Source organism: Agrobacterium leguminum (genome assembly GCF_015704895.1).
Lineage (GTDB): Bacteria > Pseudomonadota > Alphaproteobacteria > Rhizobiales > Rhizobiaceae > Agrobacterium > Agrobacterium leguminum.
Genome location: NZ_JADQWB010000010.1, coordinates 108,691 through 124,999, shown reverse-complemented (window position 1 = coordinate 124,999; position 16,309 = coordinate 108,691). Strand labels below are relative to the sequence as shown.

At 61.1% G+C, this 16,309-nt stretch carries 17 protein-coding genes; 13 read left to right on the top strand and 4 right to left on the bottom strand.

The genetic code is table 11. The annotated features are described in order from the left end of the window. Positions 1-43: 43 nt before the first annotated feature. Positions 44-1,804 (bottom strand): peptidoglycan D,D-transpeptidase FtsI family protein, encoded by a 1,761-nt coding sequence (locus I3J13_RS16070; RefSeq protein ID WP_196379442.1) that lies wholly within the window; start codon positions 1,802-1,804, stop codon positions 44-46. A gap of 249 nt (positions 1,805-2,053) precedes the next feature. Further along, entirely contained in the window at positions 2,054-2,674 is a 621-nt protein-coding gene (locus tag I3J13_RS16065) for an LOG family protein (protein ID WP_003520687.1), read from the bottom strand. A 156-nt stretch (positions 2,675-2,830) separates the two neighbouring features. Here I3J13_RS16065 and I3J13_RS16060 point away from each other — a divergent pair, with 156 nt between their 5' ends. The 6 genes from I3J13_RS16060 (at position 2,831) to I3J13_RS16040 (ending at position 10,574) form a co-directional block, all read left to right on the top strand. Continuing rightward, positions 2,831-4,837, top strand: coding sequence for a LysM peptidoglycan-binding domain-containing protein (locus I3J13_RS16060; RefSeq protein WP_196379441.1), 2,007 nt, complete (start codon positions 2,831-2,833; stop codon positions 4,835-4,837). Between the two features lie 110 nt (positions 4,838-4,947). Next, positions 4,948-6,834 carry an ABCB family ABC transporter ATP-binding protein/permease gene (locus tag I3J13_RS16055; protein ID WP_196379440.1) on the top strand — a complete coding sequence of 629 codons (1,887 nt, stop codon included), beginning with the start codon at positions 4,948-4,950 and terminating at the stop codon, positions 6,832-6,834. Positions 6,835-6,998: 164 nt separating this feature from the next. Then, positions 6,999-7,697, top strand: coding sequence for a phosphatidylserine decarboxylase (locus I3J13_RS16050; RefSeq protein ID WP_003520681.1), 699 nt, complete (start codon positions 6,999-7,001; stop codon positions 7,695-7,697). A 22-nt stretch (positions 7,698-7,719) separates the two neighbouring features. After that, positions 7,720-8,589 (top strand): CDP-diacylglycerol--serine O-phosphatidyltransferase, encoded by an 870-nt coding sequence (pssA, locus tag I3J13_RS16045; protein WP_035237101.1) that lies wholly within the window; start codon positions 7,720-7,722, stop codon positions 8,587-8,589. A 172-nt stretch (positions 8,590-8,761) separates the two neighbouring features. Continuing rightward, positions 8,762-8,893: a hypothetical protein gene (locus tag I3J13_RS25945; protein WP_003496883.1), complete on the top strand. Its 132-nt coding sequence runs from the start codon at positions 8,762-8,764 to the stop codon at positions 8,891-8,893. A gap of 388 nt (positions 8,894-9,281) precedes the next feature. After that, a complete protein-coding gene (locus I3J13_RS16040; RefSeq protein ID WP_196379439.1) occupies positions 9,282-10,574 on the top strand; it encodes a GGDEF domain-containing response regulator in 1,293 nt (430 codons plus the stop codon). A gap of 224 nt (positions 10,575-10,798) precedes the next feature. Here I3J13_RS16040 and I3J13_RS16035 read toward each other — a convergent pair whose 3' ends face one another. Then, complete coding sequence (locus tag I3J13_RS16035; RefSeq protein WP_196379438.1) at positions 10,799-11,560, bottom strand: SOS response-associated peptidase; 762 nt, start codon at positions 11,558-11,560, stop codon at positions 10,799-10,801. A gap of 35 nt (positions 11,561-11,595) precedes the next feature. After that, a complete protein-coding gene (locus I3J13_RS16030; protein WP_196379437.1) occupies positions 11,596-11,919 on the bottom strand; it encodes a YnfA family protein in 324 nt (107 codons plus the stop codon). Positions 11,920-12,051: 132 nt separating this feature from the next. Between I3J13_RS16030 and I3J13_RS16025 the strand changes: the two genes are divergently transcribed. The 7 genes from I3J13_RS16025 (at position 12,052) to I3J13_RS15995 (ending at position 16,261) form a co-directional block, all read left to right on the top strand. Beyond that, positions 12,052-12,468 (top strand): NUDIX hydrolase, encoded by a 417-nt coding sequence (locus I3J13_RS16025; protein WP_003520673.1) that lies wholly within the window; start codon positions 12,052-12,054, stop codon positions 12,466-12,468. 98 nt (positions 12,469-12,566) lie between these two features. Continuing rightward, on the top strand, positions 12,567-13,004 hold the full coding sequence (locus I3J13_RS16020) for a TIGR02301 family protein (RefSeq protein WP_059752361.1): 438 nt from the start codon (positions 12,567-12,569) through the stop codon (positions 13,002-13,004). Between the two features lie 105 nt (positions 13,005-13,109). Continuing rightward, entirely contained in the window at positions 13,110-13,367 is a 258-nt protein-coding gene (locus I3J13_RS16015; RefSeq protein WP_003501987.1) for a hypothetical protein, read from the top strand. Positions 13,368-13,381: 14 nt separating this feature from the next. Further along, complete coding sequence (locus I3J13_RS16010; RefSeq protein WP_196379436.1) at positions 13,382-14,149, top strand: hypothetical protein; 768 nt, start codon at positions 13,382-13,384, stop codon at positions 14,147-14,149. A 122-nt stretch (positions 14,150-14,271) separates the two neighbouring features. After that, positions 14,272-15,120, top strand: coding sequence for a CAF17-like 4Fe-4S cluster assembly/insertion protein YgfZ (ygfZ, locus tag I3J13_RS16005; RefSeq protein WP_196379435.1), 849 nt, complete (start codon positions 14,272-14,274; stop codon positions 15,118-15,120). 2 nt (positions 15,121-15,122) lie between these two features. Beyond that, on the top strand, positions 15,123-15,746 hold the full coding sequence (locus I3J13_RS16000) for a YfbR-like 5'-deoxynucleotidase (RefSeq protein WP_196379434.1): 624 nt from the start codon (positions 15,123-15,125) through the stop codon (positions 15,744-15,746). Beyond that, complete coding sequence (locus I3J13_RS15995) at positions 15,743-16,261, top strand: tyrosine phosphatase family protein (RefSeq protein ID WP_196379433.1); 519 nt, start codon at positions 15,743-15,745, stop codon at positions 16,259-16,261. Before I3J13_RS16000 ends, I3J13_RS15995 begins: the two co-directional genes overlap by 4 nt. Positions 16,262-16,309 lie beyond the last annotated feature (48 nt).

Sequence of the window (16,309 nt, the reverse complement as noted above, 5' to 3'; positions counted from 1 at the left end):
TCCCTCATGCCTTTGCTCATTACGGGAATGGGGAGAAGTGGCGTCAATAATCCACCAGCAATTGCGGGTTGGCATCATAACCGAAACGCGGTTTGACGCCGAGAAGACCTGCCGTCTGGGCGATGATTTCGCGGGTCATGGGGGCTGCGGTGGAGGCCGCCGTGCGCCCGCCGTTCACGCCGGTTCTCGGGGCGTCGATCATCGTCAGCACAACATATTTCGGCTTGTGCATGGGAAAACCGGCCACGAAGGCGTTGAAATTGATATCCTTGGCGTAACGGCCATTGATCACCTTGTCGGCGGTTCCGGTCTTGCCGCCCACATGAAACCCTTCCACCTGCGCGCCACGGCCGGAACCCTTGATGCCGTTCCAGTTGAACAGGTAACGCATATCGGCGCTCGTCCTGTCGTTGATGACGGTGCGCGCGAGCGATGCGGCAGCTTCTTTCGAACGTGGCAGGAAGGTCGGCGAAATCAGGTTGCCGCCATTGATCAGCGCGGCGGCGGCCACCGCCGTCTGCAACGGGGTGGTGGCGACGCCGTGGCCGAAGGAGATGGTGACGGAATTGATCTTCTTCCAGTTTCTCGGCTGGGTGGGCGTGGCAACGCCCGGCATTTCCGTGTCCATTCTGGTAAGCAGCCCGAGCTTCGTCAGGAACTGCTGATGGCCTTCGACACCGACCTTGTCGGCCACCGCCGCCGTGCCGATATTCGATGAATATTGAAACACTTCCGGAATGGAGAGCGGCCGGTTCCGGCCTTTGAAGTCCTTGATGGTGAAGCCGCCCATGCGGATCGGCCGCGACGCATCCACCACCGAACCCAGCGTGATCGCCCCGGCATCCAGCCCCATGGCGAGCGTAAAGCTCTTGAAGGTGGAGCCCATTTCGAAGGTGGCGTTGCTCATCCGGTTGAACCAGCCCTTTTCGTACTCCTTGTCTATGCTGCCATCGGCAAGGGTGCGGGAAGGCTCGTTCGGATCGTAATCCGGCACGGAGGCCATGGCCAGCACCTCGCCCGTCTCCACATCGAGGATCACAGAGCCTGCCGCTTCGGCCTGATAGGCGCTTTTCGCCTTCACGACCACTTCGCGGACGATGTTCTGTACCCTGAGATCGATGGAGAGCCGCACCGGCTCCAGCGGCGCGCCGCTGGCAAGACCCACGGCGCGCAGATCGGCCAGGCCCTGCTGGTCGAGATAACGCTCCATGCCGGCAAGCCCCTGATTGTCGACATTGACGTGGCCGATAATATGCGAAGCGGTGGGGCCGCCCGGATAAAACCTTCGCTTTTCCGGCCGGAAGCCGATGCCCGGTATGCCGAGATTGAGAATATCCGCCTGCTGCCGGGGCGTCAGTTGGCGTCGCAGCCATTGAAAGCCGGTATCCGAGCGCAACCGGCGGTGCGTTTCGCGCCAGTCGAGATTGGGAATGACGGTCGCGAGTTTCTCCACCACCTCATCCGGATCGACGATCCTGCGCGGATCCGCATAAAGCGAGACCATGTTGAGATCGGTCGCCAGAAGCGTGCCGTTGCGATCGACAATATCCGGCCGGGAGGCGACGGCGGTTGCGCCGGTATTGATCCATGCGGTCGCCACCGGTTCGGCAAGACCGTATTGGACGAGACGCGCGGCGACGACGCCATAGATGGCGACGAAGACGGCGATCACGATGCCGAGCCTCATGCGCGCATCGACCCTGCGGCGGGCGGCGGAACCGAGGAGCGCCTCCCTGCCCTGCGCGGAATTTCTCTGAATAATAAAATGCGCCCGGCTTTTGAGCCGCACCACAAAAGCAATCATTTCCCGATGACACCCACTCTCATGGCGGCGAAACGAATTCCGCGACACCAACGCCTTATTGAGGCTGGCACATGATCAGTCGCGGGGCCATGAAAAGAGAGGGCGGAGCGATGCCGCCGTTAAATCTGTATTAATATACACTTAAAATTGTAACGAGCCGTGAGGCGGCCGTTAACAATCGTCACGCCGATCAGGATGAACAGACCGGGATTTAAGGCGAAAACCGCTTAAACTTTTCGCCATCCCGGCCTAGAGGCGGGAAATCACCGAAGGATCGCCTTCCGGGTTCTGCTGCGCCAGCGCCCGGTCGATGATGGCGGGCACGATATCCTTCACCTCGTCGATGACGAGCGGGTTGAGAAGATGCGCGCGGTGGATGAAACCCTGGTCGCGCATGTGCTGCACCAGTTCCAGCATCGGGTTCCAGAAACCGTTGATATTGGCGAAGACCATCGGCTTGGCATGGCGGCCGAGCTGCGCCCAGGTCATGATCTCGACGATCTCCTCCAGCGTGCCGACACCGCCCGGCAATGTCACGAAGGCATCGGAGCGCTCGAACATCATATGTTTGCGCTCATGCATGTCCTTGGTGATGACAAGCTCGTTCAATTGTCCGAGAGAATGGCGCGTCGCCTCCATATCGACCAGAAATTCCGGTATGATGCCGGTCACTTCGCCGCCATTGGAAAGAACGCCGCTGGCAACTGCGCCCATGATGCCCTTGGTGCCGCCGCCATAGACGAGGCGAATGCCGTTTTCGGCAATGGATTTCCCAAGCGCGCGGCCCGCTTCCATATGGGCCGGATCACGTCCGGGCTGGGAGCCGCAATAAACGCAGATGGATCGAATCGCTGTATTTTTGTCCGTCATGAAGGGAAGGAACTATGTGCGATGCGGCACGTCAAGAAAATTTGGGAAATCCCTTGCAAATATGGCCTTTTGGCCACTCGCCGCTTGTCTGGCGCAAGGTAAGACGCTAGCAATCTCAACTCGTGTGAAAAGCTTGAAATACCCGGAGATTCCAGGATGAAAAACAATAAGGCCGGTTTGCTGGCGCTGATCGTGCTGGGCGTTGCGTCCCTGCTCATGATCTTTTTCGTCCTGCCGCGGATTTCAAACGACGGCAAACCGATCGGCGACGCCATCAACGAGGCCGGCAACGCCGTGAAGAACAGCGTTGAAATGGGCGCCGACAAGGCGGGCGACATTCTCTCCGACGCGGCCGAGGAAACCGCCAATATCGCCGACAAGGTCGGGCGGCGGGCGGCTTCCGCCACCCAGTCGATCAAGGATTTGACGACGCTTTTCGCCGATAGCAAGGTTCCCTCCGACGCCGATTTCGCGGCAGCGCGCAAGAAGGTCGAGACCTCGCTCAAGGAACTGACGAATATCGAAATTCCCGAGTCGCTCGACGAAACGACGTCGCGCCTCATCACCACCGCCCGCACGGCCGCCGAACGCACCACGGCGTTCCTGCGCGGCCTGCCCGACAATGCGGCGGCGGCGGCAGCACAGGTGCGTCGTCTGGCAGGCGTTTTCGCTGGCACCGACGATGGTGCGCCCGAACCGGCAAAACCGGCCGCAGCACCCGCCGATGCGGCACAATCGTCTGCCGCCACGCCGACTTTCGACGTACTGCGCGTCGAGCCGGACGGTTCGGCCGTGATTGCCGGCAAGGCACAGCCCGGCGCAAAGCTCGAAATCTTGAGCAACGGCAAGGTGGTCGCCCAGACGACCATCGACGGCACCGGCGATTTCGCCGCCGTTTTCGACAATCCGCTTCCCCCGGGCGATCACGAGCTGGTGCTGCGTTCGACCGATGCCAGCGGCAAGGCGACGCAATCCGAAGAAGTGGCTACGGTTTCCGTGCCTGACGGCAAGACGGGCGAGCTTCTGGCCATGGTTTCCAAGCCCGGCAAGGCAAGCCGCGTGCTGGCCATGCCGGAGGCGGCTCCTCCGGCGCTTCAGCCGCAAGCCGCGCCGTCGCAGCAGCCTGCGGCAACATCCGAAACCAGCACCAACACCGCTTCCGCACCGCTCGCCGGTACTGCGGCTCCGTCCGCCGCGGCCCCGCTCACCTCGAGCGTTCAGGTCACCGCCGTCGAATTCGAGGGATCGAAGATTTTCGTCGCGGGTTCCGCGCCCGCCGGTTCGACGGTGCGCGCGCTGGTCGATGACAGGGAAATCGGCAAGAGCATCACGGAAGCCTCCGGCCATTTCGTCGTCGAAGGCGATGTCGATCTTAGCGTCGGCAGCCACATCATCACCGTCGAGGAACTGAATGCCGACGGCACCGCGAAGGTGCGCGTGCGCGTTCCCTTCGAGCGGCCGCAGACCGACCAGGCAACCGTCGCCATGCAGACGCCGTCCGCTTCGTCGTCAGCGACCACGACCGCAGCGCCGGCCGAAAACCAGAGCACGGCAAGCGACCGCGCCGCTTTCGAAAAGCTGCGCACCGATGTCGCCAAGGCCTTCGGCATTCTTTCCAATCTCTACAAGGACCAGGCTACGCCGGCGCTCGATCAGGCCATTGCCGGCCGCTCCGCCGTCGTTATCGGCCTCAAGTCGCTTTCGGAATTCCGCACCGCAGCCGCGACCGAACCCGCCTTCACCGCTTTTGCCGGCGATATCACCGCCAAGGCGCGTCAGTTGCTGACATCGGTTGAAGCATGGCCGAACGATGTGGCGGCAATCGGCAAGGGTATTGCCTCGCTGGCAAGCCGGTTGGCGGAACTCCACATCACGGCACCCGCTGCTCCCGCGCCACAGGCGCCCGCCGGCCCGCAGACCTTCGAGCAGGCGCCGCTGGCCGAGAGCCAGAACAGCGTCATCATCCGCCGTGGCGATACGCTGTGGCAGATTTCCCGTCGCGTCTACGGTCAGGGCGTGCGCTACACCACGATCTACCTTGCCAACGAAGATCAGATCAAAAACCCCGATCTGATCGAGCCCGGCCAGATTTTCGGCGTGCCGAAAGAGGCGCTGCCGAATGCGGAAGAACTTCACCGCAAGCGGCTGAAGAGCGGCTCCTGAGCATTTGAAGCGTTGCGGTGAGCCCGCAACGACCCTATCTGTGACACGCGCGGCGGCTTGACCAAAGCCGCCGCCCTGCTGTCGGCTTCCGGCAGTGACCGGAGCGAATGATGGCCACGAAGAAAAAAACCATTTCGGCGGATTCCAGCAATCCCACCCAGACGCTGATCAATCTCTGGCCCTATATGTGGCCGGAGGGGCGGTGGGACCTGAAGATGCGGGTAATCTGGGCCACCGTGTACCTGGTCGTCGCCAAGCTGGTGCTGATCTCCGTTCCCTATTTCTTCAAATGGGCGACCGATGCGCTGAACGGCCGGCTGGACATGGCCGGGCTTGTTCCCGCCTTCCTGCTCGGCGCCGTCGCGCTGGTGATCGCCTATAATCTGACGCGGCTGATCCAGGTGGGGCTCAACCAGCTTCGCGATTCGCTTTTCGCCAGCGTCGGCCAGCATGCGGTGCGTCAGCTCGCCTACAGGACTTTCGTGCACATGCACCGGCTTTCTTTGCGGTTCCATCTGGAGCGCAAGACCGGCGGGCTGTCGCGGGTCATCGAGCGCGGCACCAAGGGCATCGAAACCATTGTCCGCTTCACCATTCTCAACACCGCGCCGACCTTCATCGAATTCCTGCTGACGGCGATCATTTTCTGGGCCTCCTACGGTTTTTCCTATGTGCTCGTCACGGTCATCACGGTCTGGGCCTATATCTGGTTCACCGTGCGGGCCAGCAACTGGCGTATCGGCATTCGCCGCGCCATGAACGACAGCGATACCGACGCCAATACCAAGGCGATCGACTCGCTCCTCAATTTCGAAACCGTCAAATATTTCGGCAATGAGGAGATGGAGGCGCGGCGTTTCGACGTCGCCATGGAGCGTTACGAAAAATCGGCGATTTCGATCTGGACCTCGCTCGGCTGGCTGAACTTCGGCCAGGGCGTGATCTTCGGCATCGGCTCCACCGTCATGATGGTGATGTCGGCGCTTGCCGTGCAGCGCGGCGAACAGACCATCGGCGATTTCGTCTTCGTCAATGCGTTGCTGCTGCAGCTTTCGGTGCCGCTCAATTTCATCGGTTTCGTCTATCGCGAAATCCGCCAGGGCCTGACCGACATCGAGCAGATGTTCGATCTTCTGGAGGTGGAGGCGGAAGTCACCGACAGGCCGGAGGCAAAGCCGCTCGCAGCCGGACCGGGCGCGATCTCCTTCCGCGACGTGCATTTCGCCTATGACCCCGAAAGACCGATCCTGAAGGGCGTTTCCTTCGACGTGCCGGCCGGCAAGACGGTGGCCATCGTCGGCCCTTCGGGTGCGGGAAAATCGACGATCTCGCGGCTGCTTTATCGCTTCTACGATATTCAGGAAGGCTCCGTCACCGTCGACGGGCAGGATATTCGCGATGTGACGCAGAAGAGCCTGCGCTCGGTGATCGGCATGGTGCCGCAGGATACCGTGCTCTTCAACGACACGCTCGCCTATAACATCCGTTATGGCCGCCCCTCGGCCACCGACGAGGAACTGAGGGCTGCGGCGGATGCGGCGCAGATCAGCGCCTTTATCGGCAAGCTGCCGGAGGGTTACGCCACCATGGTCGGCGAACGCGGCCTGAAGCTTTCCGGCGGGGAAAAACAGCGCGTGGCGATTGCCCGCACCATCCTCAAGGCGCCGCCGATCCTCATTCTCGACGAGGCGACTTCGGCGCTCGATACGCATACGGAACAGGAAATCCAGAGCGCGCTTGACATCGTCTCGAAGAACCGCACCACGCTGGTCATCGCCCACCGCCTTTCCACCGTCATCGGCGCGGATGAGATCATCGTATTGAAGGAAGGGCAGATCGCCGAACGCGGCACGCACAGCTCGCTGATGGGGCAGAACGGCCTCTACGCTTCGATGTGGAGCCGCCAGCGCGAGGCGATCCGGGCGGAGGAAATGCTGCGCCATGTGCGCGAAACCGACGATCTGGGTGTCATCGACCGCGGGGAACCCGCCCATTGATGGCTGTACCCCGGGGTAACAGGGCCGACGGGCGAACCCCACCATTGCCGGGCGGCCCTTTTGGCTGTAACCAGCTAGGCAAAATTTGTCGCATTGCCGTTTGGATCGTGTCGTATCACGACCACATATAGACGCGACAGACGGAAACCGGAGCAAGGAATCTCATGAATCTGTTCGACACCATTCGCAACACCATCGTACCGATCCACAAGGAAGGTTATGTCTTTGTGGCGGCCTTCTTCGTCGCATCGCTGGTGCTCGGCTGGATCGCCGAACCGCTGTTCTGGGTCGGTCTGGTGCTGACGGCCTGGTGCGCCTATTTCTTCCGCGATCCCGAGCGCGTCACGCCGCAGGATGACGACCTCATCATCAGCCCGGCCGATGGCAAGGTTTCCGCCGTGCAGAGCGTCGTTCCGCCGCTGGAGCTGGAACTCGGCAAGGAGCCGCTGGTGCGCATCTCGGTGTTCATGAACGTGTTCAACTGCCATGTGAACCGTTCGCCGGTGCGCGGCCGCATCGTCAATGTCGCCTACCGTCCCGGCCTCTTCCTCAATGCCGAAGTGGACAAGGCTTCCGAAGACAATGAGCGCAACGGCCTCGTCATCGAGACGTCGCACGGCAAGGTCGGCGTGGTGCAGATCGCCGGCATGGTTGCACGCCGCATCGTCTGCTGGGTAAAGCCGAATGAACCAGTCGATGCCGGTGAGCGTTTCGGTCTTATCCGTTTCGGTTCGCGCCTCGATATCTTCCTTCCCGCAGGTTTCGAGCCGCGTGTATCGGTCGGCCAGACGGCGATTGCCGGTGAAACCGTGCTTGCCGAGTTCGGCTCCGCCAAGGGTCCGGTCGTCAGCCGTCGCGGCTGACGGAAACAGGAAGGGCATGCACATGGAAACGCCGATCGCCGAGCCGCAACAGAACGGCAAACCCGAGGGCCGCAGCGACAGCGGCCGTGGACCGCGGCTGAGGGAAATTCCCTTTCGCCTCGTCGTTCCCAATCTCATCACCGTTCTGGCCATCTGTGCGGGCCTGAGCGGCGTGCGTCTCGCCATCGAGGGCCGCTTCGAGCTGGCCGTCGGCATGGTGCTGCTTGCCGCCTTCCTCGACGGCATAGACGGACGGATCGCCCGCATGATGAAGGCGACATCCAAATTCGGCGAGCAGATGGATTCGCTGGCCGATATCGTCAATTTCGGTGTCGCCCCTGCGCTGGTGGTCTATGCCTACCTTCTCGACCAGGCACGCTCCATCGGCTGGATCGCCGCCCTCATTTACGTCATCGCCGCCGGCCTGCGTCTGGCGCGTTTCAACGTCATGATCGAGCGGCCGGTGAAGGCGCCCTGGCAGAATGAGTTCTTCGTGGGCGTTCCCGCCCCGATGGGCGCCATGCTGGTGCTGCTGCCGGTTTATCTCGGTTTCCTCGGTGTCGAGCCGGACAAGCCCTTCGCCTATGTCGCCGCCGCCTATACCGTGCTGATCGGTTACCTCCTCATCAGCCGCCTGCCGGTCTGGTCGGGAAAATCGGGCACCAGCCGCATTCGCCGCGATCTGGTGCTGCCGATGATCCTCGTCGTCGTGCTCTATGTAGCGATGCTGATGAGCTTCACCTGGGAAGTTCTGGTTCTGACGGTTGCCGCCTATCTCGTCTTCATTCCCATCAGCGCCCGCCTCTGGCATCGCCGCTACGGTACGCTGACCATCGAGGAAGACGTGCATGACGACGCCAATGGCGGCAACGGCCTCGATCGCGGCATTTAAAACCGCAGGTTTATTTTTTCTCGCACAAGCCGGCGCAGGATGTGACGCAAAATGTCGCAGCCTGAAAAGCCGGCTTCGTTTTTCTTCGCCTCGAATCCGTCAAGATTAGCCGCGAAAGAAGTGGCTCACACGCATCGCAACGGCGATTGGCGTGAATTGTGGAGAGAGAGAAATGACGAACGAGACGAAGGCGCAGCCGCAGGCGAAGCCCGACCTCAACAGCCACTACCGCCCGCTGGGACTGAAGGCCGTTGCGGCCGCAGCCCTGATGCTGAAGCGCAAGCCCGCCGCCAAAACCGCCTGAAAATATTCGATTTTTTGATTTTTCGAATTTTGCGGACTGCCTGGAAAACGGAAGGTTCCAAACGGAAAATCGACAATCACGCGGCGCCTTTTCCGGGCGCCGTTTTTGTTTCAAGCATTGCCGCTAAACTGCAGAGCGTCAGTCATTCATAAAATCGGCAGCCTTCTGTAACGAAGCTGCAACGAAAGTGTAGTAAAAAGCTCGCCTTCCACAAGAAGGCTATACGAACACCGACGTATAGATTAGTGAATACAAAAGAACTTTTCTATTCCGCATTTTTTTCCACAACAATGCATAAGCCGGCTTTCGAATCCGCAGACACGCGGATGACGAATATTCGGCGTTGAGGGAAGATTGTGAAGACAGGCCAGGGGGGCTTGGGACGGCCATGCAGGATAAAATCCTTCTGATTGAAGATTCCGTTGCTCTTTCCATGCTGCTGAAGACGCGGCTTTCGGAAGAAACGGAAGCCGAGGTCGTCCATTGCGACAGCATGGCCGCGGCCGATACCCTCATACAGGCTCATAATTTCACGCTGGCGCTGACGGGCCTTAACCTGCCCGATGCGCCGAAGGGCGAAATTCTCGCACTTCTATCCGAGCGCAAGGTGCCGGCCATCGTTTTCACCGCCACGGTGGATGAGGAGGCGCGCAAGCGCTACGCCGAAAAGAAGATCATCGATTACATCGTCAAGGACGGCCATCGCACCGTCGATGCGGTGGTCAGAACGGTTCAGCGGATTTTGAGCAACAAGCTCTTCTCCGTTCTGGTCGTCGATGATGTGCGCACAGCCCGTTCCGGTCTTGTGGAAATTCTGGAGCGGCAAAATTTCAGGGTCAGCGAGGCCCATTCGGGCAAGCAGGCGCTGGAAATTCTGTCGCAGGACCCGACGATCCAGCTTGTCATCACCGACTACCATATGCCCGACATGGACGGCTATGAGCTGACGCGCCGCATCCGCGACAGCCGCTCATCCGAAGATTTGCGGGTGATCGGCATATCGTCCTCCACAGACCGGTTGCTTTCGGCAAGCTTCCTGAAGGCCGGCGCTTCTGATTTCGTCTACCGCCCCTTCGTGCCGGAAGAATTGCAGTGCCGTATCGATAACAATATCGAGACGTTGAAGCAGCTCAAACGCCTGCGCGAACTGGCCGAGCGCGACCATCTTACCGGCCTGCCGAACCGCCGCTCCTTCTTCGAGCGCACGCGGGCGCTGATGGATGTCATCAATGGCAACGACGAGAGCGGCGCCGTCGCCATTCTCGACATCGACCATTTCAAGAAGATCAACGACACGCTGGGCCACGATGCCGGCGACAGGGCGCTGAAAAAGCTGGCAGAACTGCTGCATGACATGTGCGGCGAGCAACGCCACATTCCCGCCCGCCTCGGCGGCGAGGAGTTTGCCGTGTTTCTGCGCGGGCTGGATGCGCGCGCCGCCTATCAGTTCTGCGAGGAGCTGCGCGGACAGGTGGAAAAGAACGGCCGGCAGCTGAGCGGCAGTAGCCTCGCCCTGACGATTTCGCTCGGCGTCGTGGAGATCGAAAAGGGCGAACCCTTCGACAACCAGCTGAATGCGGCGGACCAGCTGCTCTATCTCGCCAAGGCGAATGGCCGCAATCGCGTTTATTCCGACATCATGATCCAGGAAGGCCTGCAGAAGATCGGGCGGAACGGCTGAGTTTTCTGAACAAGATAGTCTTGCGTGGGATCGAGCGCGTGCCGCTTGTTTCTTCTCCCCGCCGGGGAGAAGGTCGCGGCAGCGGGATGAGGGGGCAAGCTCTCCGCATGTCTGTTCCGTAGCCCCCTCATCTGACCCTTCGGGCCATCTTCTCCCCGGCGGGGAGAAGAAATATGCGGCGACTTCCAGCTCAAACGATTATGCGCAAATGCGCAGACCATTCTTCAGAACAATGACATCTGCCCTTCGTCCTTTGCCGGCTTGATCTTCGCCAGCGGCGCGCTTTCCGGCACCGGTTCGATGAGATCCGCGCCGACATTGGCGACCTTGTTGACCTTGTCCGATACCGGGATCATCTCGAAAAAATCGTCCTGAACCGGCCGCATTAGATCGGCGACCTCGCGCGGCTCCTGGGTTTTGCAATCCAGCCAGCGGCTGAAATCCTCGGGCGCGATGACAACAGGCATGCGGTCGTGAATACGGCCAATCGCGGCATTGGCGGCGGTGGTGAGGATCGCGCCGGTATCGACCTCCGAGCCATCGGCGGAAGACCAGGTTTCCATGAGACCGGCGAAGGCGACGATGCCGCCGCTTTTCGGGCGGATGAAATAAGGCTGCGGTTTGCCGCCCTCCTCCTTCGGCGGGCGTCGCCATTCGTAAAAGCCGGTAGCGGGGACGAGGACGCGGCGATGGCGCATGGCGGCGCGGAAGGAGGCCTTGCCGATGGCGGTTTCCGACCGCGCATTGATGAGCAGCGGAAAATCCTTCGGGTCCTTCACCCAGCCGGGGATAAAACCCCAGCGGACCAGCACGGCCCGGCGATTGGGCAGGTTGCTGCCGCGCTCCTGTCGTTCGCCCTCCATCACGACCAGAATGGGCTGCGTCGGCGCGATGTTGAAACGGGCGGGAAAATCCTCAAGGCCGATCAGATCGAGATAATCGGCGATCTCTTCTGGCGTCGCCTTCAGCACGAAACGTCCGCACATGGACTTCTCCTTGAGCATTGTTCACCGGAAATGTTCTAGGCCCTTGGCCCGAACAGGATGATGGCGGTACCGGCAAGGCAGACCGCGCCGCCGGCAATGTCCCACCGGTCCGGCGCATGGCCTTCCACGCTCCAGAGCCAGAAGAGCGAAGCGGCAATGTAAATCCCGCCGTAGGCGGCATAGGCCCTGCCCGCCGCCTCTGTCGGAACCAGCGTCAGAAGCCACGCGAAAGCGGCCAGCGCCACCATGCCGGGCAGCAATATCCACGCGGTCTTGCCGAGTTTCAGCCAGGCCCAGAAGGAAAAGCAGCCGGCAATTTCGGCAAGAGCCGCCAGGATATAGATAAGATAGACCTTCATTCCACCGTCTTTAACATGCACAATCGCGCCAGTTCCGGACTATAAGCATCGGCACGGAAACCGGAATCGATTTTTCCGAGCCACGTACCACTATAGACAGGCCGGCAACGGCCGAAACAAGCGAAACCATTCATGACCCTCCGTATCAAGCCCCGCCCCGCCTCCTCCGCCATTGTCAGGAACGGCGACCGGCTGCTTCTCGTGCGCCGCATCAACCCGCCTTCCAAGGACATGTTCGCCTTTCCGGGCGGTCGCGGCGAAGACGGCGAAACGCCGGCCGAAACGGCGCTGCGCGAATTGCACGAGGAAACCGGCATCGTGGCGCGCAGACCGCAGCTTTTCGCGACATACGATCTTCCCTCCCGCGACGCCGAAGGGGTGTTGACGAGCCACTATTTCCTGTCGGTCTTCACCGTGGAAACCGATGCCGATCCGCTCGTGACTGTCGGCGACGATGCGGCGGATGCGGGCTGGTACACATTGGCGGAAATCCGCCTTCTGCCGGCGCCGGAAAGCGTCGTCGAATGCGCCGAACGCCTGCTTGCATGATTGCCAGCCAGCCAGAATCGCTATTATCTAGGGCCGATCCGCCCGCCGGATGGTCACGAGCCAACAGTTCACGAGTATGTGTGGGGCAGAATAGAATTTTGATACGGCCAACCATCTTCCTGTCTCTTTTTCTGACAATGCTTGCCACCGCCGGGCAGCAGGGCGTCGCTTATGCGCAGCCTTCAAAACCCGGTTCCGAGGTGCGTCCGGCGGAAGCCGCGCCGCCCAAACCGGCCCCTTATGACGACAAGCTGGCACGGCTGTCGGAGATACTGGGCGCGGTGCAATATCTCAGAACCCTGTGCCCTTCTTCCGGACCGGAGGACTGGCGCAGATCGATGAGCGATCTTCTGGCTGCGGACACGGCCAACGAACCTGAACGACGTCAGCGCATGACGGCTGCATTCAACCGTGGATACCGCTCCTTTGCGGCCATCCACACCAGTTGCACACGCGCCGCCATCATGGCAGAAGAGAACTACCGTAACGAAGGGGCAACACTCGCGCAGGAAATCGCGTCCCGGTTCGGAAATTAGAGGATTATTAACCTCTTTTCGCCGCAGGCCGTGCCGTTTTGATAAAAGGCTGCTAGTGTTGTTAACAGGGTGGTAAGGACTTGCCCGCCCTGTCGAGGATGAAAGATGCAGACAAGCCGTAACGAAATCGACGATATGATCGTGCATGAAAAGATGCAGGTCGCTCTGGAACACCAGAACGAGGCATGGGCTGACGGCATGGCCGACGGCATCGAGCCGGAGATCATCGCCGATGCCGCCATCGCTCTGGCCATGCGCGAAACCATCCGTATCCATGGCGAGGCCGGCGCTGAAGCAATGCTGGAATCGCTGCGCCAGCGCATGCTTCAGGGCGAATTTTCGCCGCAGCGGGTAATACAGTAAAGCCGGGGTCTATCATGTCTTGCCTGAGCAAGGGGCTTTTGCGCTCTTCCGCCCTGCTGTCCATCCTGCTTGCCCTGACCGCCGGGCCGATTGGCATGCCAGGCCGCGCCTTTGCCCTTTCCGAGCTGAAGCCGGCGCAGAACACCGAAAGCGAGCCGAAGGCTGAGAATGGCGGTGAGCCGCAGCAGGCCCAGCCTGCGGAGCCGGACGAGATCGAAGGCGATTCGGAAGGCATTCCCCTGCCCGACCCTCTGGTGGACCGTTCCGCCAACCAGTCGAACCAGCAATCCTCCACGCCCGACAACACGCCGGAAATGTCCGTTGTGATCGAGCACGACATTTCCAAGGCGCCGGAACCCGTGCGCAAGCTGCGCCAGCAGATCATCGATGCCGCCGCCTCCGGCGATATCGAAAAGCTGCGGCCCTTCATCGCCGCCGGCCAGAAAGAATTCCGCATCGACGGCAATGACGGCGAAGACCCGATTGCGGCGCTGAAAAGCTATTCCGGCGATCCTGACGGGCTGGAAGTGCTGGCGATCATCATCGACCTGCTATCGACCGGTTATGCCCATATCGATGCCGGCACGCCTGACGAAGCCTATGTTTTCCCCTATTTCGCCGGAAAGCCGCTGAATACGCTGACTGCGCCGGAAAAGGTGGAGCTTCTGCGCATCATCACGGCGGGCGATCTGGCGGACATGCAGGAATATGGCAATTACAGCTTCTACCGGGTCGGCATTTCGCCCGATGGCAAGTGGAAGTTCTTCACCGCCGGCGATTGATCGCATCGCGGTGCTTGCCGTTCTCTGGCAAAAATCCTAACTGTGCGGAATGAGCATTCCGGCAAAGCGCATCTGCTTTTTGCCGGAGATCACAGAGTCTCGACGAACCGAACGGTGACGCCATGCCTTCCGCCCTTCTTGCCGACCGCCGCCTGATCCGGGTTTCCGGCACCGGCGCCGAGGAATTTCTGAACAATCTCATCACCGCAGATGTTGAAAACCTGCCGGAAGGCGAAGCACGGGCCGCAGCCCTTCTGACGCCGCAGGGCAAGATCCTGTTCGATTTCCTGATCTGGCGCGATGGTGGCGATTATCTGATCGAAACGGGCGCCGCCGAACAGGACGCGCTGCTGCGCCGCCTGACCATGTACAAGCTGCGTGCGCCGGTCGATCTCAAAGCCGAGACGTTCGAAGGCGTGAGTGTTTTCTGGAACGAGACTGCGCCGACGGCAGGCACTCGGGATGGTCGTTTCGGCAAGGCCGGCATCGATCTTTACCGTATACCGGGCGCGTCCGCATCCGACGACATCGCGGCCTATGATGCGCTCCGTGTCGAGCATGGCATTGCCGAATCCGGCCGGGACTATGCGCTGCAGGATGCTTTTCCGCATGATGTGCTGATGGATGTGAATGACGGCGTTTCCTTTAAGAAGGGCTGCTTTGTCGGTCAGGAAGTCGTCTCGCGCATGAAACATCGCGGCACGGCAAGACGCCGCGTCGTCACCGTTTCGGCCGAAGGCGCACTTGCCGCCAGCGGGACGGAGATTACCGCCGATGGAAAACCGGTCGGCACGCTCGGAACCGTCTGCGGCAACAGGGCGCTTGCCATCGTTCGGATCGACCGCATTGCCGATGCGCTCGCATCCGGCACGCCGCTTCTGGCGGAGACTCTTCCCGTAACCGTGGCCCTGCCCGCCTGGAGCGGCCTTTCCTTCCCGGCGGCCGATCCGGCGGCGCGGGCGGAGGACTGAGAGTGGCTGCTGCAAAAAGCCCGCGCGCCTGGCAGCGCATGCTGTCCGGCCGGCGGCTCGATCTGCTCGATCCTTCGCCGCTCGATGTGGAAATCGCCGATATCGCCCATGGCCTTGCCCGTGTCGCCCGCTGGAACGGCCAGACGCGCGGCGACCATGCCTTTTCCGTCGCCCAGCATTGCCTCATCGTCGAAACCATCTTCTGTCGCATGTGCACAAGCGCGACGCCTGATGACATGCAGATGGCGCTTCTGCACGATGCACCGGAATATGTCATCGGCGACATGATCTCGCCGTTCAAATCCGTGGTTGGCGGCGGTTACAAGACCGTGGAAAAACGGCTGGAAGCCGCCGTGCATCTGCGTTTCGGCCTGCCGCCGCATGCATCGCGCGAATTGAAGGACCGCATCAAGAAGGCCGATACGGTCGCCGCCTTTTTCGAGGCGACGGAGCTTGCCGGTTTTTCCACCGCCGAGGCGCAGAAGTTCTTCGGCCTGCCGCGCGGCATTACCCGCGACATGTTCGACATCACGCCCCTGCCCTCAACCCAAGCGCAAAAGCTGTTCATCGAACGTTTCGAAGCGATCGAGGCGTTGCGTGCGGTCAAGACGGGGAGCGCGACATGACGGCCATTGTCGTATCGCCGCTGTCGCGGATCGCGGAGATGGCCGTCAAACACAAGGCCCGCGAAATGGTGACGCTGATCGCCAAAGAGCAGTCCTTTCACCGCCCCGCCGTCATTGCCGCAGACCGGCATCTGACGCTTGCCATGAACGACATCGCATTCAAGGGCACCGCCGATCTCATCGCGCCTGACGATGCACATGTGCTGCAGCTGATCGATTTCGCCCACGAATGGGACCAGTCCGCGCCGCTGCTCATCCATTGCTGGATGGGCGTTTCCCGCTCACCCGCCGCCGCCGTCATCGCCGTGCTCAGCCTTTATCCGGACCAGGACGAGATGGAGCTCGCGCTGCGTCTGCGCGCCGTCTCGCCCTATGCCACGCCCAATGCCCGCATCATCGCCATCGGCGACCGTCTGCTCGGGCGCGATGGCAGGCTGGTGGCGGCGATCAAAAAAATTGGCAGGGGCGCGGATACGGATGGTAACGTGCCTTTCGTGCTGCCGCTTGGCAACTGAGACCGTTTTGGCGGAACCCTCACGGCGTCCAGTCGTTACCAACCCTGA